Annotated in this window: 19 protein-coding genes; 15 read left to right on the forward strand and 4 right to left on the reverse strand. The window is 35.7% G+C overall.

Annotation, left to right across the window (positions count from 1 at the left end):
* Positions 1-2 precede the first annotated feature (2 nt).
* Together NYE52_RS11285 and NYE52_RS11290 are read left to right on the forward strand one after the other, a co-directional pair.
* Entirely contained in the window at positions 3-2,105 is a 2,103-nt protein-coding gene (locus NYE52_RS11285) for a PAS domain S-box protein (protein ID WP_445669147.1), read from the forward strand.
* 198 nt (positions 2,106-2,303) lie between these two features.
* Positions 2,304-3,077, forward strand: coding sequence for a 3D domain-containing protein (locus NYE52_RS11290; protein ID WP_341193149.1), 774 nt, complete (start codon positions 2,304-2,306; stop codon positions 3,075-3,077).
* Between the two features lie 89 nt (positions 3,078-3,166).
* Here NYE52_RS11290 and NYE52_RS11295 read toward each other — a convergent pair whose 3' ends face one another.
* Positions 3,167-3,910, reverse strand: coding sequence for a hypothetical protein (locus NYE52_RS11295; protein ID WP_341193150.1), 744 nt, complete (start codon positions 3,908-3,910; stop codon positions 3,167-3,169).
* Between NYE52_RS11295 and NYE52_RS24735 the strand changes: the two genes are divergently transcribed.
* Positions 3,909-3,971 carry a hypothetical protein gene (locus NYE52_RS24735; protein WP_445669148.1) on the forward strand — a complete coding sequence of 21 codons (63 nt, stop codon included), beginning with the start codon at positions 3,909-3,911 and terminating at the stop codon, positions 3,969-3,971. The genes NYE52_RS11295 and NYE52_RS24735 overlap by 2 nt on opposite strands.
* 89 nt (positions 3,972-4,060) lie before the next feature.
* Here NYE52_RS24735 and NYE52_RS11300 read toward each other — a convergent pair whose 3' ends face one another.
* Positions 4,061-4,297 carry a helix-turn-helix transcriptional regulator gene (locus tag NYE52_RS11300; RefSeq protein ID WP_341193151.1) on the reverse strand — a complete coding sequence of 79 codons (237 nt, stop codon included), beginning with the start codon at positions 4,295-4,297 and terminating at the stop codon, positions 4,061-4,063.
* Positions 4,298-4,616: 319 nt separating this feature from the next.
* Here NYE52_RS11300 and NYE52_RS11305 point away from each other — a divergent pair, with 319 nt between their 5' ends.
* The 11 genes from NYE52_RS11305 to NYE52_RS11355 all read left to right on the forward strand — a co-directional run bounded on the left by NYE52_RS11305 (position 4,617) and on the right by NYE52_RS11355 (position 15,978).
* Positions 4,617-5,606: an XdhC family protein gene (locus NYE52_RS11305; RefSeq protein ID WP_341193152.1), complete on the forward strand. Its 990-nt coding sequence runs from the start codon at positions 4,617-4,619 to the stop codon at positions 5,604-5,606.
* Positions 5,603-6,217 (forward strand): nucleotidyltransferase family protein, encoded by a 615-nt coding sequence (locus tag NYE52_RS11310; RefSeq protein ID WP_341193153.1) that lies wholly within the window; start codon positions 5,603-5,605, stop codon positions 6,215-6,217. The genes NYE52_RS11305 and NYE52_RS11310 overlap by 4 nt, the downstream gene beginning before the upstream one ends.
* A 2-nt stretch (positions 6,218-6,219) precedes the next feature.
* The gene (locus NYE52_RS11315; protein WP_341193154.1) at positions 6,220-7,095 is read left to right on the forward strand and encodes an FAD binding domain-containing protein; all 876 of its coding nucleotides are present in this window, start codon (positions 6,220-6,222) and stop codon (positions 7,093-7,095) included.
* A 4-nt stretch (positions 7,096-7,099) separates the two neighbouring features.
* On the forward strand, positions 7,100-9,379 hold the full coding sequence (gene pucD, locus NYE52_RS11320; protein WP_341193155.1) for a xanthine dehydrogenase subunit D: 2,280 nt from the start codon (positions 7,100-7,102) through the stop codon (positions 9,377-9,379).
* 10 nt (positions 9,380-9,389) lie between these two features.
* Positions 9,390-9,896: a (2Fe-2S)-binding protein gene (locus NYE52_RS11325; RefSeq protein WP_341193156.1), complete on the forward strand. Its 507-nt coding sequence runs from the start codon at positions 9,390-9,392 to the stop codon at positions 9,894-9,896.
* Positions 9,897-9,900: 4 nt separating this feature from the next.
* Entirely contained in the window at positions 9,901-10,419 is a 519-nt protein-coding gene (uraD, locus tag NYE52_RS11330; protein ID WP_341195165.1) for a 2-oxo-4-hydroxy-4-carboxy-5-ureidoimidazoline decarboxylase, read from the forward strand.
* A 1-nt stretch (position 10,420) separates the two neighbouring features.
* Positions 10,421-10,762 carry a hydroxyisourate hydrolase gene (uraH, locus tag NYE52_RS11335; protein ID WP_341193157.1) on the forward strand — a complete coding sequence of 114 codons (342 nt, stop codon included), beginning with the start codon at positions 10,421-10,423 and terminating at the stop codon, positions 10,760-10,762.
* A gap of 9 nt (positions 10,763-10,771) precedes the next feature.
* Positions 10,772-12,106 carry an allantoinase gene (locus tag NYE52_RS11340; protein WP_341195166.1) on the forward strand — a complete coding sequence of 445 codons (1,335 nt, stop codon included), beginning with the start codon at positions 10,772-10,774 and terminating at the stop codon, positions 12,104-12,106.
* A gap of 303 nt (positions 12,107-12,409) precedes the next feature.
* Complete coding sequence (gene purT / locus NYE52_RS11345; protein ID WP_341193158.1) at positions 12,410-13,591, forward strand: formate-dependent phosphoribosylglycinamide formyltransferase; 1,182 nt, start codon at positions 12,410-12,412, stop codon at positions 13,589-13,591.
* A 54-nt stretch (positions 13,592-13,645) separates the two neighbouring features.
* Positions 13,646-14,908 (forward strand): L-lactate MFS transporter, encoded by a 1,263-nt coding sequence (locus NYE52_RS11350; RefSeq protein WP_341193159.1) that lies wholly within the window; start codon positions 13,646-13,648, stop codon positions 14,906-14,908.
* 158 nt (positions 14,909-15,066) lie between these two features.
* A complete protein-coding gene (locus NYE52_RS11355; protein WP_341193160.1) occupies positions 15,067-15,978 on the forward strand; it encodes an AEC family transporter in 912 nt (303 codons plus the stop codon).
* A gap of 504 nt (positions 15,979-16,482) precedes the next feature.
* Here NYE52_RS11355 and NYE52_RS11360 read toward each other — a convergent pair.
* Both NYE52_RS11360 and NYE52_RS11365 read right to left on the reverse strand, forming a co-directional pair.
* Positions 16,483-17,742, reverse strand: coding sequence for an IS110 family transposase (locus NYE52_RS11360; protein WP_341192356.1), 1,260 nt, complete (start codon positions 17,740-17,742; stop codon positions 16,483-16,485).
* Between the two features lie 216 nt (positions 17,743-17,958).
* Positions 17,959-19,089: a CAP domain-containing protein gene (locus tag NYE52_RS11365; protein WP_341193161.1), complete on the reverse strand. Its 1,131-nt coding sequence runs from the start codon at positions 19,087-19,089 to the stop codon at positions 17,959-17,961.
* A 365-nt stretch (positions 19,090-19,454) separates the two neighbouring features.
* Here NYE52_RS11365 and NYE52_RS11370 point away from each other — a divergent pair, with 365 nt between their 5' ends.
* On the forward strand, positions 19,455-19,586 hold the full coding sequence (locus NYE52_RS11370) for a hypothetical protein (protein ID WP_341193162.1): 132 nt from the start codon (positions 19,455-19,457) through the stop codon (positions 19,584-19,586).
* Positions 19,587-19,699 lie beyond the last annotated feature (113 nt).

Raw genomic sequence — 19,699 nt, forward strand, 5'->3', positions numbered from 1 at the left:
ATATGGCATGCTATTCATCCTTTGATTTATTTCAATTGGTAAAAAACGGGGAGAAAAATAGTAGGTTTTTATTTTTAGCAAGTACATTTACGATGGGATTTGGATTTTGGATTTTAAGCTTTATTGATATGATGATTACAAATGTTTATGCTACCGCAAACTACAATATCCCTATTACTATCTTATCGATGGTAGTTGGTATTTGTTTTAGTGGAATGGCATTTTATGCGTTATTAGATAAGGAAAAGAAGAAAAGAAGAATCTACGTATCAGCATTCTTTTTCTGTTTATCTTTATTATCTGTGTCCATCATTGGCTTTTATTCCATTGGCAGCAAAGTATATTATCAAATTCCGCAATTATTAGTAAGTTTTATTTTATTGTTTATTGGCTTTTTCATTTCCATTTGGCTTTCTTTTTACCCTGTTAAGATTCCAACATCTTTAAAAAAATGGGTACGAGCCTTATGCAGTTTACTGATGACTTGCGTTTGTTTGGTCAGCCACTTTATTTTATTGTCCAATATTAGTTCCCCGGTAATTACGGTGGCAAGAGATTCCTATGAAAGTAGCTTTATTATTTACATTGCATTATTTGTATCGTTGCTAGTATTAGGTGGATTAATTGGAACAAGTACTTTAATTGGGGAACGAACGGATGTAGGAGCGGTTAATGTAAGAGATATGCAGCATGCACTGGATGAATCTGCAATCGTCGCTTTTACAGATAATAATGGCATTATTACATATGTAAACGATAAATTTATAGAAGTATCGAAATATAGCCGTGAAGAATTACTTGGACAAAATCACCGGATCCTTAATTCGGGACATCATTCCCCTGAGTTTTTCCGTGAATTATGGAAGACAATTAAGAACGGGCAAATCTGGAAAGGGGAAATCCTTAATAAAGCGAAGGATGGTACTCTTTACTGGGTGGATACAGTTATTGTCCCTTTTTTAAATAAAGAGGGAGCTCCTTATCAATATGTTGCTATTAGACGTGACATAACGGAGCAAAAGATGGTACAGCATCAATTAGAAGAGTCTGTTCGTGAGGTTAGTGATATTACATATGCGTTAGAACAATCAAGTATTATCGCTTTTACGGATAAAAGGGGAATCATTACAAAGGTTAATTCAAAATTCTGTGAGATATCTGGCTATAGCCGCCAAGAATTGATCGGGAATACACACCGAATTGTTAATTCAGGCTATCATTCTAAAGAGTTTTTCCGAAATGTTTGGCAAACGATAGGAAAAGGGCAGATTTGGAAAGGGGAAATCCGCAATAAAAGGAAAGATGGCACCTATTATTGGGTAGATACAACCATCGTACCCTTTTTAGATAAAAATAATAAACCGTATCAATATTTAGCGATTAGAAATGATATTACGGAAAAGAAAAGAACAGAAGAAGTACTACATCGACAAGATAAATTGGCAGCTGTTGGTCAATTAGCAGCAGGTGTTGCCCATGAAATTCGTAATCCGCTAACTTCTATTAAAGGATATGCAGAGTTTTTAAGCATGGATGAAACGGAAAAAGACAGGCAGGAATACTTTGATATCATATTAGACGAAATCGAAAGAGTAAACTCGATAGTGGAAGAATTTATGGTTCTTTCTAAGCCGACTGTATCTGTATTAGAAAAGAGACCATTACTCCCAATCATTGATAATGTTGCATCTATTTTAGATTATCAGCTACGGAAAAATAAAATCCAATTGCATCGCAACTATGAAGAACATAATCTTCTTGTAGAATGTGATGAGAATAAATTAAAACAAGTTTTTTTAAATTTTATTAAAAACGCAGTAGAAGCCATGCCGAACGGTGGTTCTATTGATGTTACGGTAAAAAGAGAAAAGGATAACATTAATATTGTAATCAAAGATACTGGAATAGGGATGGAGAAAGAGCAATTAAAGAAATTAGGAGAACCATTTTTCACAACTAAAAAGGACGGAAATGGATTAGGTTTAATGGTAAGCTTTAAAATCATCGAAAATCTAAACGGAAAAGTATATATAGACAGTGAACTAAATAAAGGAACAAGTTTTTATATAACATTACCAGCAGTTGATGAAGAAAAAAAGGGTTAAAAAAGCATTAGTAAATTACGATTTCTTTAAATAAATACAGGTTGTTGTTGTATGATTATTCTGACGATTCGTATTCTGTTTGTTAATGGATTGTCATATAAGTAATCGAATTAACAACTCCCTGTTCTTTTTTTTGCGATTTTTCATGGTAAGATTATACCTGTTAGCTCAACTGGAGCTATTCGAGGAGGTATAAAAATGAAAAAAATCTTTTCTATTATAACTTGTGCATCATTACTTACAACAGCTGCTCCGTTTGTAGGTGCGGAAGAAGTCAAAGTAGAAAAAGGAGATACCCTTTGGTCCATTTCACAGAAGAAAAATGTTAGTGTGAACGAATTGAAAAAATGGAATAACTTAGAAAGTGATCTCATCAAAGTAAATGATACACTAATACTTCAAAAAGTGAAGAATTATAAAGTTAAAGCAGGAGATAATCTTTGGAAGATTTCTCAAAAATATAATACAACAGTTGAACAAATAAAGAGCTGGAATAAACTTAAAAGCGATACAATACATAAAGGTGACGTATTGATTGTTTCAAAAAGTAAAGTTTCAAAGGAAAGTCAAAGTAAAACTGCTACAGCAACCGTCCAAAATACAGTAAAAGCAGAAAAAACTGTAAAAGCGGCAAATACAGTTAAGACCGAAACGACTAAAAAGACAAACTCAGAAACAAGCTCAAAGGAAATTACTGTAACAGCAACTGCTTATACGGCTGATTGTAAAGGGTGTTCTGGTATTACGGCAACAGGGATTAATTTAAAGGATAACCCGAATAAAAAGGTTATTTCTGTTGATCCGAATGTAATCCCTCTTGGTTCAACAGTATATGTTGAAGGATATGGTACAGCAATTGCTGGAGACACTGGTGGAGCGATTAAAGGGAATAAAATTGATATACATGTGGCAACGACTTCTGAAGCATTAAACTGGGGAAGAAAACAAGTATCTGTCAAAATTCTTGACTAAATAAAAAAAGGATTGTCTGTAAGGATTTAGCCTCCTAACGAAAGGAGGTTCATCCTTAAGGACAGTCCTTTTTCCTATTGAAAATCTCTTTATTTATTAATTGTTTCATCCTTTTCTGATTGTAGAAAGAATCGATGAATTGGCTGTGCAATACTTTTAACATTATTTTCTATTTTTTCAGCTAGATAATGAACTCTTTCAAAGAGAATTTCCTTCATATGTTCTATTTGTCGGCTCAATTTATTAACATTACCATTCGTTTCTTCCATGCTTTCAAGGATCGTTTGGTGGAATACTTCTTGGAGATCAAGTTTTTCTGAAATGTTATGATAGCTAGTTTCTGTTGTGTCAAATTTCGTTTTCATTTCAGCAGCAAGGTGATTAAATTCATCCATTTTCTGTGAGATTAAGGAAATGTCCTGTTCCTGAAACGATAATTGATCAAATAGCGCTGTATGTCGAAGAGATTCTTCTTTCATTATTTCCTTTTGCTCTTTTGAAAGTAAGAAAAGGGAATTCAGCTGTTCTTCTATTTTTGACGTTTCCTGATCTAATGCAGCAAGCCTTGTTAATAATTCTTTTGTCACCGAATCGTTAAGCTCCATTTTGGAACTAATGGCATTGATTTGCCTAAAATGCTCTTCCTGTTTCTCGAAGGAATCTTCCTGGAATTTCGTTACCAAAGTGGATAAATTTTCACTTTGACGTTGTTGATTTAGTAAATAATCTTGTAAATAATTATGTTGAAAGCGTGATTGGTTATTCAATGATTCTGCAGGAAGCTTTGGAAGATAAACCTTAGAGGAAGGTTCCGTATGATCGTTTGTAGGCATTTTACTCCTCCTTTCATCCTTCTTTATCCTATTTAGACGAAAGAGAAAGGGTGCAGAGTGAAATGATTTTGAAATAGAAGAAAATAGAAAATATCTACATCGAACAAACAACTTGGGTCTGTAAGTACTTTCTATTTTCTTCTACTATGATTACATAAAAGGAGGAATTCCTTTACTTATTTCTGCTAATATTGATGTAATCGAGGCGATATCTTGATCGTCAATATTAAAGGTTTGCCTAATCTTATTTTCTAAATCTTTACTAACTCTTCGTTTTCCGACTTCCACCAAGGCAATTAATGCAAAGCTACAATTCAAAACACGGGCAAAGTCTCTTTGTGTCATTTCATAATTTTTTCTAATAAATTTTATGATTTCTTTATTCATAGTCCACCTCATTTAATTAAATATAAGCATAAATAAGAAAGACGAAAAGAAGAATGCAAGATACGTGCATTATAGATGATATTAAGGAAAATGTAAATATATTAAGCTAGTAATATGAATTGTTTCTATACATTTGAGGAGGATTACAATAAAAAAATAATAATTTAGAAAATTTGTTTAAATTAACTAAATTGCTTTGCATTTATTATATAATGAATCCAATGACATATAAAAATAGACCAATTAATATGATGTAATAACATGAAATGTGATAAAAAGTAACAATGGAGGAAAAAAATAAATTATTGGAGGAATGTTGATGTCTTCCGATCATTATACCGTTATTGATTCCGTTATTAAAGAGAATAACAACAGCTATTTAGCTACTATTGTAAAGGTAGAAGGTTCAGCCTATCGTAAAGAAGGAACCATGATGTTCATCTCGGATAAGGGGATGGAAACAGGCTTGCTTAGTGGTGGTTGCGTGGAGCAGGACTTACTTGCAAGGATTGAGATCCAGAAGGAAATGCAACCATTCATGATGGAATATGATTTACGTTCCGAAGATGATTTATCTTGGGGGCAAGGAATCGGCTGTGACGGCAAAATATTTATTATGGTTGAGCCAATTACGACGGAAACAAGATTGCTTTTCCAAGAAATAAACAGCTATTTAAAAAAGGGAATTACAATCACACTTGTTAAAAAATTTAACAAGTCAAATAAACAGATGGAGAATTTTATTTTCGGTAAAACAGATGAGAATGCAAATATGTCATCCTTTCAAAAATATGAAGCGAATTTTGATGGGGAGATATTCTCGTTCATCCAGACTATACATCCTCAGCCCAAATTAATCATCTATGGCGCAGGACCAGATGCAAGGCCAGTCGTAAATTTTGCAAGTAAAGCAGGATTCTATGTAATTTTATCTGATTGGCGACAAGCCTATTGTTCAAAAGAAAATATTCCCAACGCCAACGAATATATCATTGGAACTCCAAATGAAGCGATGGCTGAAATAAAGCCTACGGAACATGATTTTGTCATTACAATGACTCACAGCTTCCTGAAGGATCAAGAAATAGTTGATTACTTCCAACAAAAGAAGCTGAACTACCTAGGACTTCTCGGTTCAAAAAAAAGGTCAGAAAGATTATTAGCTGGAAAAAAGAAACAAGAGTGGATCCATTATCCAGTTGGTTTACCTATCCATTCAGAAAGCCCGGAAGAGATTGCAATTAGTATTGTGGCCGAATTAATTAAGATAAAAAATAAGACAATGTCTAAAAAAAGGATCATGCTATGATTACAGCCATATATCTAGCTGCTGGAAAAAGCAGCCGAATGGGGGAGCCTAAATTATCATTACCTTTTGGCAAGGATACCATTGGAAATGCCGCTCTAACTGAAATACTTGCAACTCCTTGTATTGATTATGTTCTAGTCATTGTTCAACCTACTGACCATTTAAGCTGGATATCAACTGAAAATAGTAACTTATTAAATGGAAAAAAAGGCGAAGTAATAAAATGTAAGGAAGCAAATAAAGGGCAATCCTATTCTTTACAAGCAGGATTTGCAGCCGCAATCGAAAAAAAGTTTGAAAAAATGCTTGTATGCTTAGCAGATCAGCCCTTTGTAACGTCAAGTATGCTTAGTAAAATAGTGGAAACACCATTCTATCCACCGAAGGAAGAATATGTGGCAAGTATGAATGATGGGGTGCTCATGCCACCTATTCTATTTCATCAAACTGTATATGAAAAAATCAATCAACTAAAAGGGGATGCTGGAGCTAGAAAATTATTAAAAAAGGGACTTTTACATGGAAAAAAGATTGAATTTTCAAACGATATTCATTTTATAGATATCGATACAAAAATAGATTATGACAAAGCGTTAGCAAGGAGGAAATAAAAATGAAAATTTCTGCCGATGCCTATCCAACCACTGTCGAGATGCCCAGAACTTTATCTGCCATTCATAATCTAAGAAATCAACATAATCGTATAATTTCTGGTGGAACGATTCTCCAAATTAATTGGGAGGCAGGTGTTGAAAAACCAGAGCATCTTATCAGTACAGAAAAACTTTCCGAATTAAAAGGAATTTCAGAAGTCCAGTTAGATGGAGAGCCAGCTTTAAAAATCGGTGCAGCAATGACGATTTCTGATTGCTTGCATAACATCTCGATTCAAAAGAATGCCTCGATTCTTGCTGAAGCTTGTGAAAAAATTGCTGCTCCAGCAGTTCGAAACCGGGGCACAATTGGTGGAAATATATGCAGTAAAATAGGTGACACTATACCAGCTTTATTGGTTTTAGAAGCCCAACTATCCTTTTACAATGGTGAACAGGAAAACATGATTTCTTTAAGAGAATGGCTAACAAAGCCAAATCCTCCGTCCTCTGAATTGTTAACAAATATATACATTCCTATTCATACCTTGAATAAACCTGGTTCTTCTTTTTTCAGAAAGATTGGCAGGCGCGAGAGCTTTACAGCAGCCATTATTTCTATCGCAGGCTATATAGAGTATGAAGAAAACAATATTAAAACGGCAAGGCTTGCGATTGGCGGAGGCTCTCATCTCCCTTGTCGGCTTTCCATAGCTGAAAAAGAGATTAATAAAGCAGCAAATGGCATCGATTGGTCATTTTTATCTCAAGTGATTCAAGATGATTTTTCATCCTATACAGATCCATTTATAACAGTAGAATACCGTAAAAAAGTTGCTGCAAACCTGTTTATTGCATGGATAAAAGATATTCTAAAGGAGCAAGGAAAGGAGTAAACCTATGGTTCTTGATATAACTAGTGCAGGCGCCAGATGGAAAATCCGACGAGACGGCGAACCAAAAGTAACAGGGAGACTCAAATATTTAACCGATATGTCTTTCCCGCAAATGCTGTATGGAACGGTGCTTAGAAGCGAGCATCCCCATGCCAAGATTGAATCCATCGATACAAAAGAAGCAGAAGAGTTACCAGGTGTCGCTTCCGTTATTACGTATAGAGATGTTCCTGGATTAAATGGTTTTGGCATTGTCATACAGGATCAACCCGTTCTTTGCGAAGATAAAGTGAGATATGTAGGGGATGCCGTTGCAGCTGTAGCCGCTGAAACAAAGGAAATAGCTCAAAAGGCAATCTCATTAATCAAAGTAAAGTATACACCATTACAACCGGTAACAGATCCGGAAGAGGCGTTAAGAGACACTACAATTAAATTACATAAAGATGGCAATCTACTTCATCAGGCTGCTTTTCAGAAGGGAGAACGGCAGATAGAAAAGAGTTTTAAAGACTGTGCATTTATCGTTGAAGAAATATACCATACACCAAGGCAAATGCATGCGTATATGGAGACAGAAGGCGGAGTAGCTGTTCCTGGTAGTGATGGCGGAATTACCGTTTATGCACCGACACAGCATGGGTTTAAAGATCAATTACAGCTTTCTAGAATTCTTTCTATTCCACCAGAAAAAATCCGTATTATTTCAAGTCCAATTGGAGGTTCCTTCGGAGGAAAGGATGAACTGAATATACAGCCTTATATCACCATCCTGGCCTTAAAAACAAAACGACCGGTAAAGATTCATCAATCAAGAAGAGTTTCTATTAAAGCGGGCTTAAAAAGACATCCAATGAAAATATATATGAAGACAGGAACCGATACAGGAGGAAAGCTACTTGCACATCAAGTGAAAATTTTCGCGGATACAGGTGCTTACGCCACTTTAGGTCCGGCTGTTTTAGATTTCGCTGTAGAGCATAGCGCTGGTCCTTATCGTATAGAGAATGTGGATGTAAAGGGGTATTCCATTTACACAAATAACGGAGTCGCCGGTGAATTTAGAGGATTTGGCGGAAATCAAATAACGTTTGCTTTAGAAACACAGATAGAGCGTTTAGCAGAAAAAATTGGTATATCCTCAACGGAATTCCGCATGAAAAATTTGCGTCAAACAGAGGATCCTGGACCAGTTGAACAACCCATAGTTCCTACAGATGGGGCAAAAGCTGTTCTAACAGAACTTATCAAGTCACCCATTCTTCAAAAGAAAACAGATTTGAATGCCGGAATGGATTGGAAGCTTAAAGGAAGAGGATACAGCATTACGATGCATGGCGGAGGTCTTGGCTATGGAAGACCAGATCCATCAGGTGCACGCTTATCTTTAAATGAAGAAGGAAAGCTAGAGGTTTCCTTTGGTTTTGAAGAATGTGGGCAAGGTTTGATTTCAACAATTGATATGATTATGACAGAAACCTTTAACTGTGACACAAATGATGTTGAAATAACGATTGGCGATACCGCAAAAGTGCCTCATTCTGGGTCATCGACTGCCTCGAGAGCGACAAATATGGTGTGGTTAGGGGTAAATAAATTAAAAGCTCCATTTATAGAAAAAGTTCTAGCTGGAGCAGAGAAACAAACAAATGTATCGTCAGAAAAACTTTCTCTTGGTAAAAATGGAATTTGGATTTATGAAGAAGAGAAGGAAGAAAAGCTTTTACTAACCTATAAAGAATTAGCATCATCAATGGATGAGCTTCCATCTGTTACTACCAGTTATCATTTTCCAACTACTCCCCAATCCATTGATGGAGGACATTTTTTATATACTTTCGCAGGTGTAGCAGTAGAAGTAGAGGTGGATCTCTTAACAGGAAGAGTAGCTGTAACGAAAATGGATCATGTCATTTCGGCGGGACCGGTTGTCAATCCGATGGGCTATTTAGGTCAAATTGAAGGTGGAGCAAATATGGGATTAGGATTCACGCTTATGGAAGACGCGGCAATGGAAAATGGGCGATATATGACCGAAAACCTGGATACTTATTTAATTCCGACTATTTTAGATATCCCGAAGGAAACGAAAGTATTTGCAATAGAGGACTTAGTTAGTGGAGATACATATGGTCCAAGAGGAGTAGGAGAAATAGGCACGGTTGCAGTTGCACCAGCTATCGTTTCCGCGATACATGACGCTACTGGTATGTGGTTAAATAAATTGCCTATACAAGCAGATACGATATTAAAGGCGGTTGAACAGAAGATTTTAAGCAGATAGGAGGAGCAAAATGGATGCCAATAAATTAATAGAAAAAACAACAAGCTTTAAAGTCAACGGTAAACAAATAGAGTTAACGCTCCCTCCAACGTATCGCCTTGTTGACATACTTCGTGATTCTTTATCGCTGACAGGTACTAAAGTAGCTTGTGAGGTCGGTAGATGTGGAGCATGTTCGGTAATCATGAACGGCAAACTGGTTAACTCCTGTTTAATTATGGCATACCAAATGGAAGATGCAGAAATTTTCACAATCGAAAGCTTATCAGAAGAGAGACTGCATCCAATCCAAGAGGCTTTTTTGCAGGCAGGTGCACTTCAATGTGGTTATTGTACCCCTGGTATGATTATAGCGTTAAAATCTTTACTAGATGAAGAGGAACAACCTTCAAAAGAGGATGTGTTAACAGCCTTATCAGGAAACCTTTGTCGGTGCACCGGCTATGAGGGCATTTTGAGAGCAGTTGATCTTTTAACAAAAAAGAGGCATGAAACAATTGGGGAAGGAAAGGAATGAGGAGATGTATTCGTTGGAAGAAATTAATGCAATGAATCGACAGGAGTTTATTGAAAAAATAGGCTGGGTATTTGAGCATAGTCCTTGGATTGCCAATAAGACTTGGGATTATCGCCCTTTTCCTAGTTTACATGAACTCTATCAATTAATGGTACAGGTAGTAAAAGAGGCTCATATGGAAGATCAGTTAGACTTAATTCGAGCTCATCCTGATTTAGGAGGGAAGTTGAAAATGACTGATTCGTCTGTAAAAGAGCAAAAAGGGGCAGGGCTAGACTCACTCACAGCGGAAGAATATTTGGAATTTGCGGCATTAAACAAAGCGTATTCTGAAAAATATGGATTCCCCTTTATATTAGCAGTGAAGGGGCATACAAAGGAAAGTATTTATAAAGCGATGAAGGAACGAATAAAGGCTTCTAAGGAGCAGGAATTTCAAACGGCATTGACCCAAATATTCGCTATATCAAAATTCCGCTTAGATGATATCGTCAAACTAGAAACAAAAGGACAAGGTGCATAAAATGAAAACAGGAATTACAACCCATGTATTAGATGTAACACTGGGAAAACCGGGGGCGGAAATAAAAGTAGAGTTATGGAAAATAACCGATACAACTAGAACTTTCATTGCAAATGGTATAACAAATGATGATGGCAGAATAGATACGGTATTATTAGAAAAAGTGGAAGATGGGGAATTTGAATTAGTATTTTTTGTAAAAGAGTATTTTCAGAGAGTAGAAGTGGAAAATAACTTTTTAACAACCATTCCTATTCGTTTTAATACGGATAAAGCACAAAGTCATTATCACATTCCTTTATTATTATCTGGTTGGGGATATCAGACCTATCGAGGGAGCTGAAAACATTTGATGAAATATGATTTAGTCATTAAAAATGGAATTATTGTCAGGGAAGAAGAGTTAACTAAAGCAGATGTTGGGATAAAAAATGGAAAAATAGTAGAAATAGATATATTTATTAATCAGAGTGAGGCAAATCATACGATTGAAGCAGATGGTCTATATTTGTTTCCAGGTGTGATTGATTCCCATGTACATTTCAATGAGCCAGGAAGAAGCGAGTGGGAAGGATTGGCAACGGGAAGTAAAAGCTTAGCGGCAGGAGGGGCTACATTATTCTTTGATATGCCATTAAATAGTCATCCGCCGACAACAACGGAAGAAGCTTTTCACCAAAAGAATGAAATTGCTAAAGAGAAATCCATCATTGATTATCGTTTATGGGGCGGTGTAGTACCCGGCAATTTAGATGAACTAGAAAAGCTTGCTCGTTGCGGAGTAATTGGCTTTAAAGCCTTTATGTCCAATAGTGGGATAGAAGATTTTCAAAGTGCAGATGATCGTACGCTATTGCTAGCAATGAAAAAAATCGCAGCCCTACATAGTATTTTAGCTGTCCATGCGGAAAGTGATACCATTACTGAATTTTTAGGGAAAGAGATTAATAGTCAAACTGAAAATATAGGTCTAGCTTTTTCGAATGCTAGACCAATATTTTCAGAAATAGAAGCAGTTCAACGCATTATCGCCTATGCAGATGCAACAAAATGTAAAGTGCATATTGTTCATATCAGCAGTGCACAAGTTTTGAAGCCGATAGTAGAAGCAAAGCAAAGAGGCATTGATATTAGTGTAGAAACTTGTCCCCACTATTTATCGTTAACAGTTGATGACTTAGAAAAACTCGGAGCTGTCGCAAAATGCGCTCCACCATTACGCTCAAAGCAGGAAGTGGATAACCTATGGGAAGCAATCGCAAAGGATGAGATAGACGTGATTGGTTCTGATCATTCCCCTTCTTTGCCTTCTATGAAAAATGGAAATCTACTAGAAGCATGGGGTGGTATTTCTGGCTGTCAGACCTCTCTTTCCGTTTTATTAGAAGAAGGCTATTGGCAAAGGGGGATTCCATTAGAAACCATTGCGAAAATAACAAGTACTAATCCAGCAAAAAGATTTGGGTTATATCCAAATAAAGGAAGTGTTTCTGTAGGAAGTGATGCGGATATTGCGATAGTCGATATAAATGAAAAATTTACGTTAAAACAGGAAGATTTATTTTATAAAAATAAATTAAGTCCTTATATCGGAAAAACTTTTCGTGGAAGAGGAAAAGTAACGATAAGTAGGGGAAACGTTGTTTATTCAGCAATGGAAGATAGTCAAACGCACACTTCCATCTAATTTAGATTGGAAAATGAATGTACAATACACATGTTTTGATAATCGTAAATATATTACCAACAATATTTAATAGATTCCTGTAAAAAAGCATTAGAAATATCTGATGCTTTTTTTGCGTTTCCTTAAAAATAAATACCTTCCACACCAAAAGTAAGCGATTTCCCATTTTGGTTAAATACGAATTATTTACAGTTCACAACTAAAATTGTTCGGAAATGAAGAAAAAAAGGGTTGAATAGACACTGATTTTACGTTAATATGCTGAATAAAGGAATAATTATTTTGTTTAGGGGGATTGGCATCGTGGTAGGAGCACCAAATACTTCACAAGCAAGAAAAATCATGTTATTAGGTTCTGGGGAATTAGGCAAAGAAGTAATCATTGAAGCACAGCGTTTAGGAATTGAAACAATTGCTGTTGACCGTTATGATTCCGCACCGGCGAGTCAAGTTGCACATCGCTCGTATACAGTAGATATGCTGGATGGTGATCAATTAAAATCGGTAATCGAGAAAGAAAAGCCAGATTATATTGTTCCTGAAATTGAGGCAATTGCTACTACTACTCTATTAGAATTAGAGAAAGAAGGCTATACGGTAGTTCCAACAGCAAACGCTACTTATTTAACGATGGATCGCGAAGGAATTAGAAGATTAGCGAGTGAAACGCTAAAATTACCTACAGCAAAGTATGCTTTTGCAAATAATATAGAAGAACTGGAAGAAGCCGTACATACTATTGGATTTCCTTGTGTAATTAAGCCGGTTATGAGTTCCTCAGGCAAAGGGCAAAGTATTTGCCGTACTGAGGAGGAAATTGAATCCTCTTGGAAAGAAGCGGTAGATGGAGGAAGAGGAAAGAAAACGCGGGTAATTGTTGAGGAGTTTATTGCATTTGAATCCGAAATAACCCTTTTAACTGTCCGTTCTGTTAGCGGTACAACCTATTGTCCTCCAATTGGCCATACACAGAAAGATGGGGATTATATTGAATCATGGCAGCCTCATTTTATGTCAGCTGAACAATTAGCAGAGGCAGAGGAGATAGCTAAAAAAATAACAGACAGCCTAGGTGGGTATGGATTATTTGGGGTTGAATTATTTTTAACAGCAAACGGTGTCTATTTCAGTGAAGTTTCGCCAAGACCTCATGATACAGGGATGGTTACCATGATTACACAAGACCTATCGGAATTTGCTTTACATGTAAGAGCCATTCTTGGCTACCCGATTACCGGTGTGAAATTATATGCTCCTGGGGCAAGTAAAACAGTAAAGGCAACAAAAGAAAGCGAAACATATGTTATAACTGGAATAAAGGAAGCTTTATCAGTTGAAAATACACAAATTCGTGTGTTTGGTAAACCGAAAACGACAAAAGGAAGAAGAATGGCAGTCGTCTTACATACGAATGAAACGGTTGAATTGGCGTTAGATGGGGTACGAAAAGCAGCAGAACCGCTTGCTATTTCTTATACTTTATAAAATTTAGTTATTCATTATTGATTAGAAAATAAACACAATAGGGGTATAACACAAATGAAAACAAAAAATCGTTGGTTAATCGCTTTAGCAGCAGTTGGTATTCATATCTCAATCGGATCTGTCTATGCATGGAGTGTTTTTACAAAACCGCTTGAGTCTCAGTTTAACTGGAGTTTAACGAGTATTTCATGGACATTCAGTATTGCTATCTTATTTTTAGGCTTATCAGCAGCATTTCTTGGGCATTTTGTAGAAAAATATGGTCCCCGTGCCGCTGGTAGACTCTCCGCTTTCTTGTTTGGTTTAGGAATGGCTGGTGCTGGTTTTGCAACAAGTATTGAATCACTGCCTCTTCTGTATATTACATACGGTATGTTTGGCGGAATAGGTTTAGGTGTTGGCTATATTACTCCTGTATCTACATTGGTTAAGTGGTTTCCAGATCGTAGAGGTTTAGCAACTGGGTTAGCTATTATGGGATTCGGTTTTGCCTCCATGATAAGTAGTCCAGTCATGAATCATTTGATTAGCACGGTTGGTATTTCTAATACGTTTTATATTTTAGCAGCAGTATATTTTGTCGTCATTCTTTGCTCCGCACAATATTTAGAAGCACCACCTAAAGGTTATATGCCAAAAGGATTTAAACAATCTGTGGAAGCTGGTCACCTCAAGGTAAAAGAAGATTTGTCTCAGTTAACAGCAAATGAAGCGGTAAAAACGAAGAGATTTTGGGCATTGTGGATCATGTTATTTATCAATATTACTTGTGGGATTGCAATTCTCGCTGTTGCCTCTCCAATGGGACAGGAGTTAGCAGGAATGTCTGTAGCAGGTGCTGCAACACTAGTAGGTATTATGGGCGTATTCAATGGCGCTGGAAGAATTGCTTGGGCAACGATTTCTGATTATATTGGAAGACCAAATGTATACACATTATTTTTTGCAATACAAGTAGTAGCATTCTTTGCGCTTCCTCATTTGCATCATTATCTTGCTTTTTCTATTATTGTGTTTATTATTATGTCTTGTTACGGTGGAGGATTCGCTTCCATACCTGCCTATATTGGCGACTTATTTGGGACAAAGCAACTTGGTGCCATTCACGGTTATATTCTTACTGCATGGTCAGCGGCAGGAGTTGCAGGACCTAGTATTGTGTCATGGATTCGTGATACGACAGGTAGTTATCAAGGAACATTACTAGTTTTCTCTTGTCTATTTATCGTATCCCTTGCTGTTTCCTTATTAATTCGTTTAGATATTCGTAGATTGAAAGAAATAAATAATAGCGTAACGGAAAGCAATAGTTTTTAATAGAATCTTTAACAGGGATTGGGTGCGTTCGATAAGATTTTCTTATCACGTAGCAATCCTTTTTTCTATCCAAAGTCTTTGCAAGCATTCTGATTAGTAGTATAGTAGTTTCATTGGTGAAAAGTATTTGTAAATTAATAGTTAGGGGATATTAGAGAATGGAGAATTTTAATACCCAGTTTTTGTATTCTGTTATTATCATTGCAATCGGCTATTTCTTTAAACAGAAAAATATTATTAAAGAAAAGGATGGAGAGGGCTTAGCGCGCATAATTTTTAATATCACTTTACCATGTTTGATTATCTCTACCTTACATAATGTAATTATTGAGAAGTCGCTACTTATGCTAGTTTTCCTTGGGTTATTTTATGGAATCGTCATTTCCATCATCGGACTCTTTCTATTTAGAAAGGAAGAAAACAAGGAAAAAGGAATGTTAGGGATGCTCATTCCTGGATTTAATATCGGAATTTTTGCTTATCCTTTAGTTCAAGGAATTTGGGGGACGGAAGGAATAAAGTATTTTGGTATGTTTGATATTGGCAATGCCATTGTAACCTTTGGTATTAGCTATTTAATTGGTAGCTATTATTCAAAAGAGGGGACCGTGCTTAGTGTTAAACATGTAGTAAGTCAGCTAGGTAAATCGATTCCTTTAATGACATATGTGTTCATTTTCTTCATTAATATTACGGGTATCCATTTGCCACATCAAGTAATTGATGTAACGGCTACCATTTCAAAAGCAAATATGCCACTTTCTTTATTATTGCTCGGCATTTATTTGAATTTTTCGATTGAAAAGAAGTATTGGAAAGGTATTGGCAGAGTGCTTGGGATAAGATATGGAATTGGTCTTCTTTTAGGACTACTAGCATTTTTTCTATGGCCAGCTGAAGATATGTTCCGATATACAATCTTAATCTGTTTAATCTTACCGATGGCATCATGTGTTCTTCCATATAGCATTGAGTTTAAATACAATCAACGCTTCGTCGGCACCGCTGCGAACTTATCAATTGTCATTAGTTTTTTCCTAATCTGGATGATTGGTAATTTGATTGTTTAATTAGTAATCCTTGTAAATGTTTGATGGATTTCCAATTCAGCATTTCGTTACATAATTCAAATAGAGACTGAGACAAAACTAAATAGCCCAACTGGAAAGACGAACAATCTATAATTTAGCGCTTAAATAAAGGCTACTTTTTCATGCTAGTTATTTATGATTTTAAATATAGTCAGTGTATAAACTAATTCGTTTTTAAAGATTATTTTTCTATAAACTATTATGGAAATAGAAAAAATTAATTAATTGGAAAGACGGCTGATAACAACTGAACCAGCTTTTTTACAAACTAATTAAAAGCCAAACAATCATACAAATTTCGTGTAATTGTTTGGCTTTCACCTGGGCTGGAATACTTATGTACCAGCCTTTTTCCTACGATTAGTCAAGTAGTTATTAAAAAATATTTGAACTTGATAGTACTATTTTTGAGCATGACAAATAACCTCAGCTATTCTATTAAATTTTTCAAACTGAGGTATTGTGTGGTATACTTTTTATGTGTTATTGGTCCTTAGAGACCGTGTACGAGTATTCGTACTTTGTATTGTTCCTGACCATGGAATAGATACATTTCAATAGCTTGTTCATGCAAGCTACAGTGGCAACCCTGTCCTTTTTGGCCTGAGGTTGCTTTTTTAATTTATAATAATAATCCACAATATGATTGGGGGCAGCTTTTTGTTGGCGTATCATGTTCTTAACGATAAGATATAAGACTTTTCTTCCTTTTGGATTTCCACGTTTATTGATATGGTCTTGACCTGCATATTTACCAGATTGATACCTTCTAATATCTATGCCGATAAAGGCGTTCACTTTTTTATGATTAGAAAAGCGTGACAGATCGCCTATCTCACCAATAAGGAGTGCTGCGCTAATCTCCCCAATGCCAGGAAAGCTAGTAAGTAACTGGAATTCCGAAAGTTGTCGGGCCTTCACAATTAATTGTTCGGAAACCATTTTTTTCTCCTCTAATAGATGAAGAAGTTGTCGTGCATAATATTGAACTTTTTGAGTTGGAACACTATCTGGTGAAACAGCTGGATAAGATTCTTGCGCGTATTCAATGATTAACTTCGCCTTCTCCATAGCTCGATTTTCTGATATCTTCTTATGCGTAGTTTTCATCAATAAATTTTTAATCTTGGTTCTACTTGTCTGTAATACTAATTCAGGATGTGGAAATAACTCTATTAGTGTTAAAGCATAAGGTGTTACTCTACTGGAAAAGAATCGTTCAAGCTCCGGAAAGCTTACTTGAAGTGCATGGTGCAAGTACATCCGAGTATGTTTTATTTGTCCTTCTATTTCTTGATAAAAGCGCGAAAGATCACGAAGTTCTGTATAAATTTCAGGTTGTTGTACTTTTTCTGATCGATCCACAAATGGATGAATTTGTGCTAATTTATGGGCATCATGTTTGTCTGTTTTCCAGCTTCTGAGTGTTCCCTGTTCTAGTTGTTTCTTGGCTTCCAGAGGATTTAATAAGAAATAGGTTAAATTGTTTTTCTGACAAAAGGTCTCCACTGGCTTCGAATATATACCAGTTGATTCGAAAACAATTTTAGGTTCTTCTGGAAGGCTATGAATCTCTTCCAGTAATGCTTGAAACCCAAACTTATTGTGAAGTATTTCCCCTTCTGAAAGACATGTTTGACCGTCATATAAGACTTTGTAACTTTTCCCCATAGAAATATCTAAAGCAATAATTAATTCCAATGTTTTTCCTCTCTCTTCTTTATCATTTTGAAAGATCTTCACTTATTCATTTCGATTCCAATTTCCTATACACGAGCTCTTTGGCCCCAACATACTTAAAGCTGATTCAAAAATGAAAGCGAAGAAGCTCCGTTTATCATTCGGATTCGAGATCCCTGAGGCTGGTCGAGCTTTCTTTCACTTCTCACTATAACTTAAAAAAGAAAAATAGTGGGCAAAGTCATCCGTCGATGACCTTACCCACTAATCTTAGTATGTTTATTTTGTTAGGAAGTTTTCTGTATAGTATGGTTGGGCATTGTCATTAAACGCTACGCCGACGCCTAAGGAGGCAAAATCCTTTTGAAGGATATTTTCACGATGTCCAATGGAATTCATTAAGCCTTCATGTGCAAAAACACTGCTGTTTTGGCCGTATGCTAAATTCTCGCCGGCCATGCTGTAGCGAATACCATCATTAAGCATACGATCAAATGGGGATTCCCCATCAAGATTTGTATGGCTAAAATAATTATTTTCTGCCATGTCTATACTATGCTTCCGGGCGGTTTCTCTTACTGCTTCATCCCATGATAAAGGCTTTAAATGGTTATTTACACGACTCGCATTCGTTAAATCAAATAATTGATATTCGAAGCCTTCTTTTAGTTCCTCTGTTCCATCCACATAAAACTCGTTGCGATTTTCTTCTAAAGAAGAGCTGACCATTTGAATAGCAGTTACTGTATTATTTTCATGCTTATCAAAAAATACAGTGACATAGGAATCATCAAGTGAAAACATCTCATAATCTCTATCTTCCGCCATCTTGTAAAAAACCAGTCCTTTTCTTAACTCTGTTAAAGGTTCTCCTAATGTTTCTAACACTTTTTCTTTTTCTGTTCCTTTTTTAATGCCATTATTAGAAGCTATTAAATCCTGATTCGTGTACAAGGCAGCTACTTTATTGTTTTCATCATAACCTACCATTACAAAGTTTTGATAATTGTTATGATAAGTAAACCATGAAATTCCATATTCATTAGCTGTCACTCGTTGGGAAGTGCCAAGAGTAGTCTCCACTGTATGTTTATCATCTCCAAGGGAAATATTATAGATAGAAAAAGGATAATCTTTTGGAGTTTTCAACTCAGGTTTGCTTATTTCTTCTGTTTTATTTTCCACATTCCAGTCAGGAAGGATGTCCTGCGCGTTTTGAAAAAGGGATTTGAGACTTTCTAACTCTCTCGTTACCGTCTGAATAAAGGAAGTAATGGATTCTTGATTCAAATTATTTTCCAATGTAACAGATTGATTATCTATGCTATTATTGTCATGCTCTTTAAAAAAGATGGTATATGCTGCATATATGATAAGAAGGGTAAGAACCCATTTTAATAGTTTGGTCATTTCGATAACACCTCCAATTGTCTACTCCATTATAACCAAATAAATGAGTATACATAACGAATAAATAAAGGGAATAGGGCAATTTATATGTTACTTGAAGCTTATTGCTAAAAACAGAACAATCGAAATGAAACTGCTGTTCTCATCATTACAAGTCAATAGAAATTATTATATCACGTTCTTGCAAGTTCTCCTTATAATAAAGATTTTAATCATTTTGTCTATAAGGTGTAATCAATTTGTAAAGCAGGTTTATTATATGTAAAAGGTGATAACTGCTATAATATACTTAACCGTTTCCGATATGGAACTAATAGTAGCAATAATCTCTTGACAGAATTAAGACGGTTTTAAAGGAGGCAATCATGCATTTAATTAGAACCGACATCGACGAAATTTTAACGAACACAACCGATTTAGAGCAAGAAATATCTACTTGGAATTTAATCGATATAGAAATTGATGAACTTTTAGAAGATACAAAGCATTGGAATTAATAAGGGCAGCCAAATGTACATCCTTGTAGATTTTGGTTGTTTTTTTTGTTTTTTAAGTTATTTTACATAAAACGGATTATTAAGAGGAGCTAATTTTAAATTTTTTCTAGAAA

The sequence above is a fragment of the Niallia sp. FSL W8-0635 genome (assembly GCF_038007965.1).
Lineage (GTDB): Bacteria > Bacillota > Bacilli > Bacillales > Cytobacillaceae > Niallia.

Coding starts and splice junctions, on each gene's coding strand:
- NYE52_RS11310 (WP_341193153.1), top strand. CDS start 5,603: ATGATTACAGCCATATATCTAGCTGCTGGAAAAAGCAGCCGAATGGGG.
- NYE52_RS11300 (WP_341193151.1), bottom strand. CDS start 4,297: ATGAATAAAGAAATCATAAAATTTATTAGAAAAAATTATGAAATGACA.
- NYE52_RS11370 (WP_341193162.1), top strand. CDS start 19,455: ATGCATTTAATTAGAACCGACATCGACGAAATTTTAACGAACACAACC.
- uraH (WP_341193157.1), top strand. CDS start 10,421: ATGAAAACAGGAATTACAACCCATGTATTAGATGTAACACTGGGAAAA.
- pucD (WP_341193155.1), top strand. CDS start 7,100: ATGGTTCTTGATATAACTAGTGCAGGCGCCAGATGGAAAATCCGACGA.
- NYE52_RS11365 (WP_341193161.1), bottom strand. CDS start 19,089: ATGACCAAACTATTAAAATGGGTTCTTACCCTTCTTATCATATATGCA.
- NYE52_RS11350 (WP_341193159.1), top strand. CDS start 13,646: ATGAAAACAAAAAATCGTTGGTTAATCGCTTTAGCAGCAGTTGGTATT.
- NYE52_RS11285 (WP_445669147.1), top strand. CDS start 3: ATGGCATGCTATTCATCCTTTGATTTATTTCAATTGGTAAAAAACGGG.
- NYE52_RS11325 (WP_341193156.1), top strand. CDS start 9,390: ATGGATGCCAATAAATTAATAGAAAAAACAACAAGCTTTAAAGTCAAC.
- NYE52_RS11315 (WP_341193154.1), top strand. CDS start 6,220: ATGAAAATTTCTGCCGATGCCTATCCAACCACTGTCGAGATGCCCAGA.
- NYE52_RS11340 (WP_341195166.1), top strand. CDS start 10,772: ATGAAATATGATTTAGTCATTAAAAATGGAATTATTGTCAGGGAAGAA.
- uraD (WP_341195165.1), top strand. CDS start 9,901: ATGTATTCGTTGGAAGAAATTAATGCAATGAATCGACAGGAGTTTATT.
- NYE52_RS11290 (WP_341193149.1), top strand. CDS start 2,304: ATGAAAAAAATCTTTTCTATTATAACTTGTGCATCATTACTTACAACA.
- NYE52_RS11295 (WP_341193150.1), bottom strand. CDS start 3,910: ATGCCTACAAACGATCATACGGAACCTTCCTCTAAGGTTTATCTTCCA.
- NYE52_RS11305 (WP_341193152.1), top strand. CDS start 4,617: ATGTCTTCCGATCATTATACCGTTATTGATTCCGTTATTAAAGAGAAT.
- NYE52_RS11355 (WP_341193160.1), top strand. CDS start 15,067: ATGGAGAATTTTAATACCCAGTTTTTGTATTCTGTTATTATCATTGCA.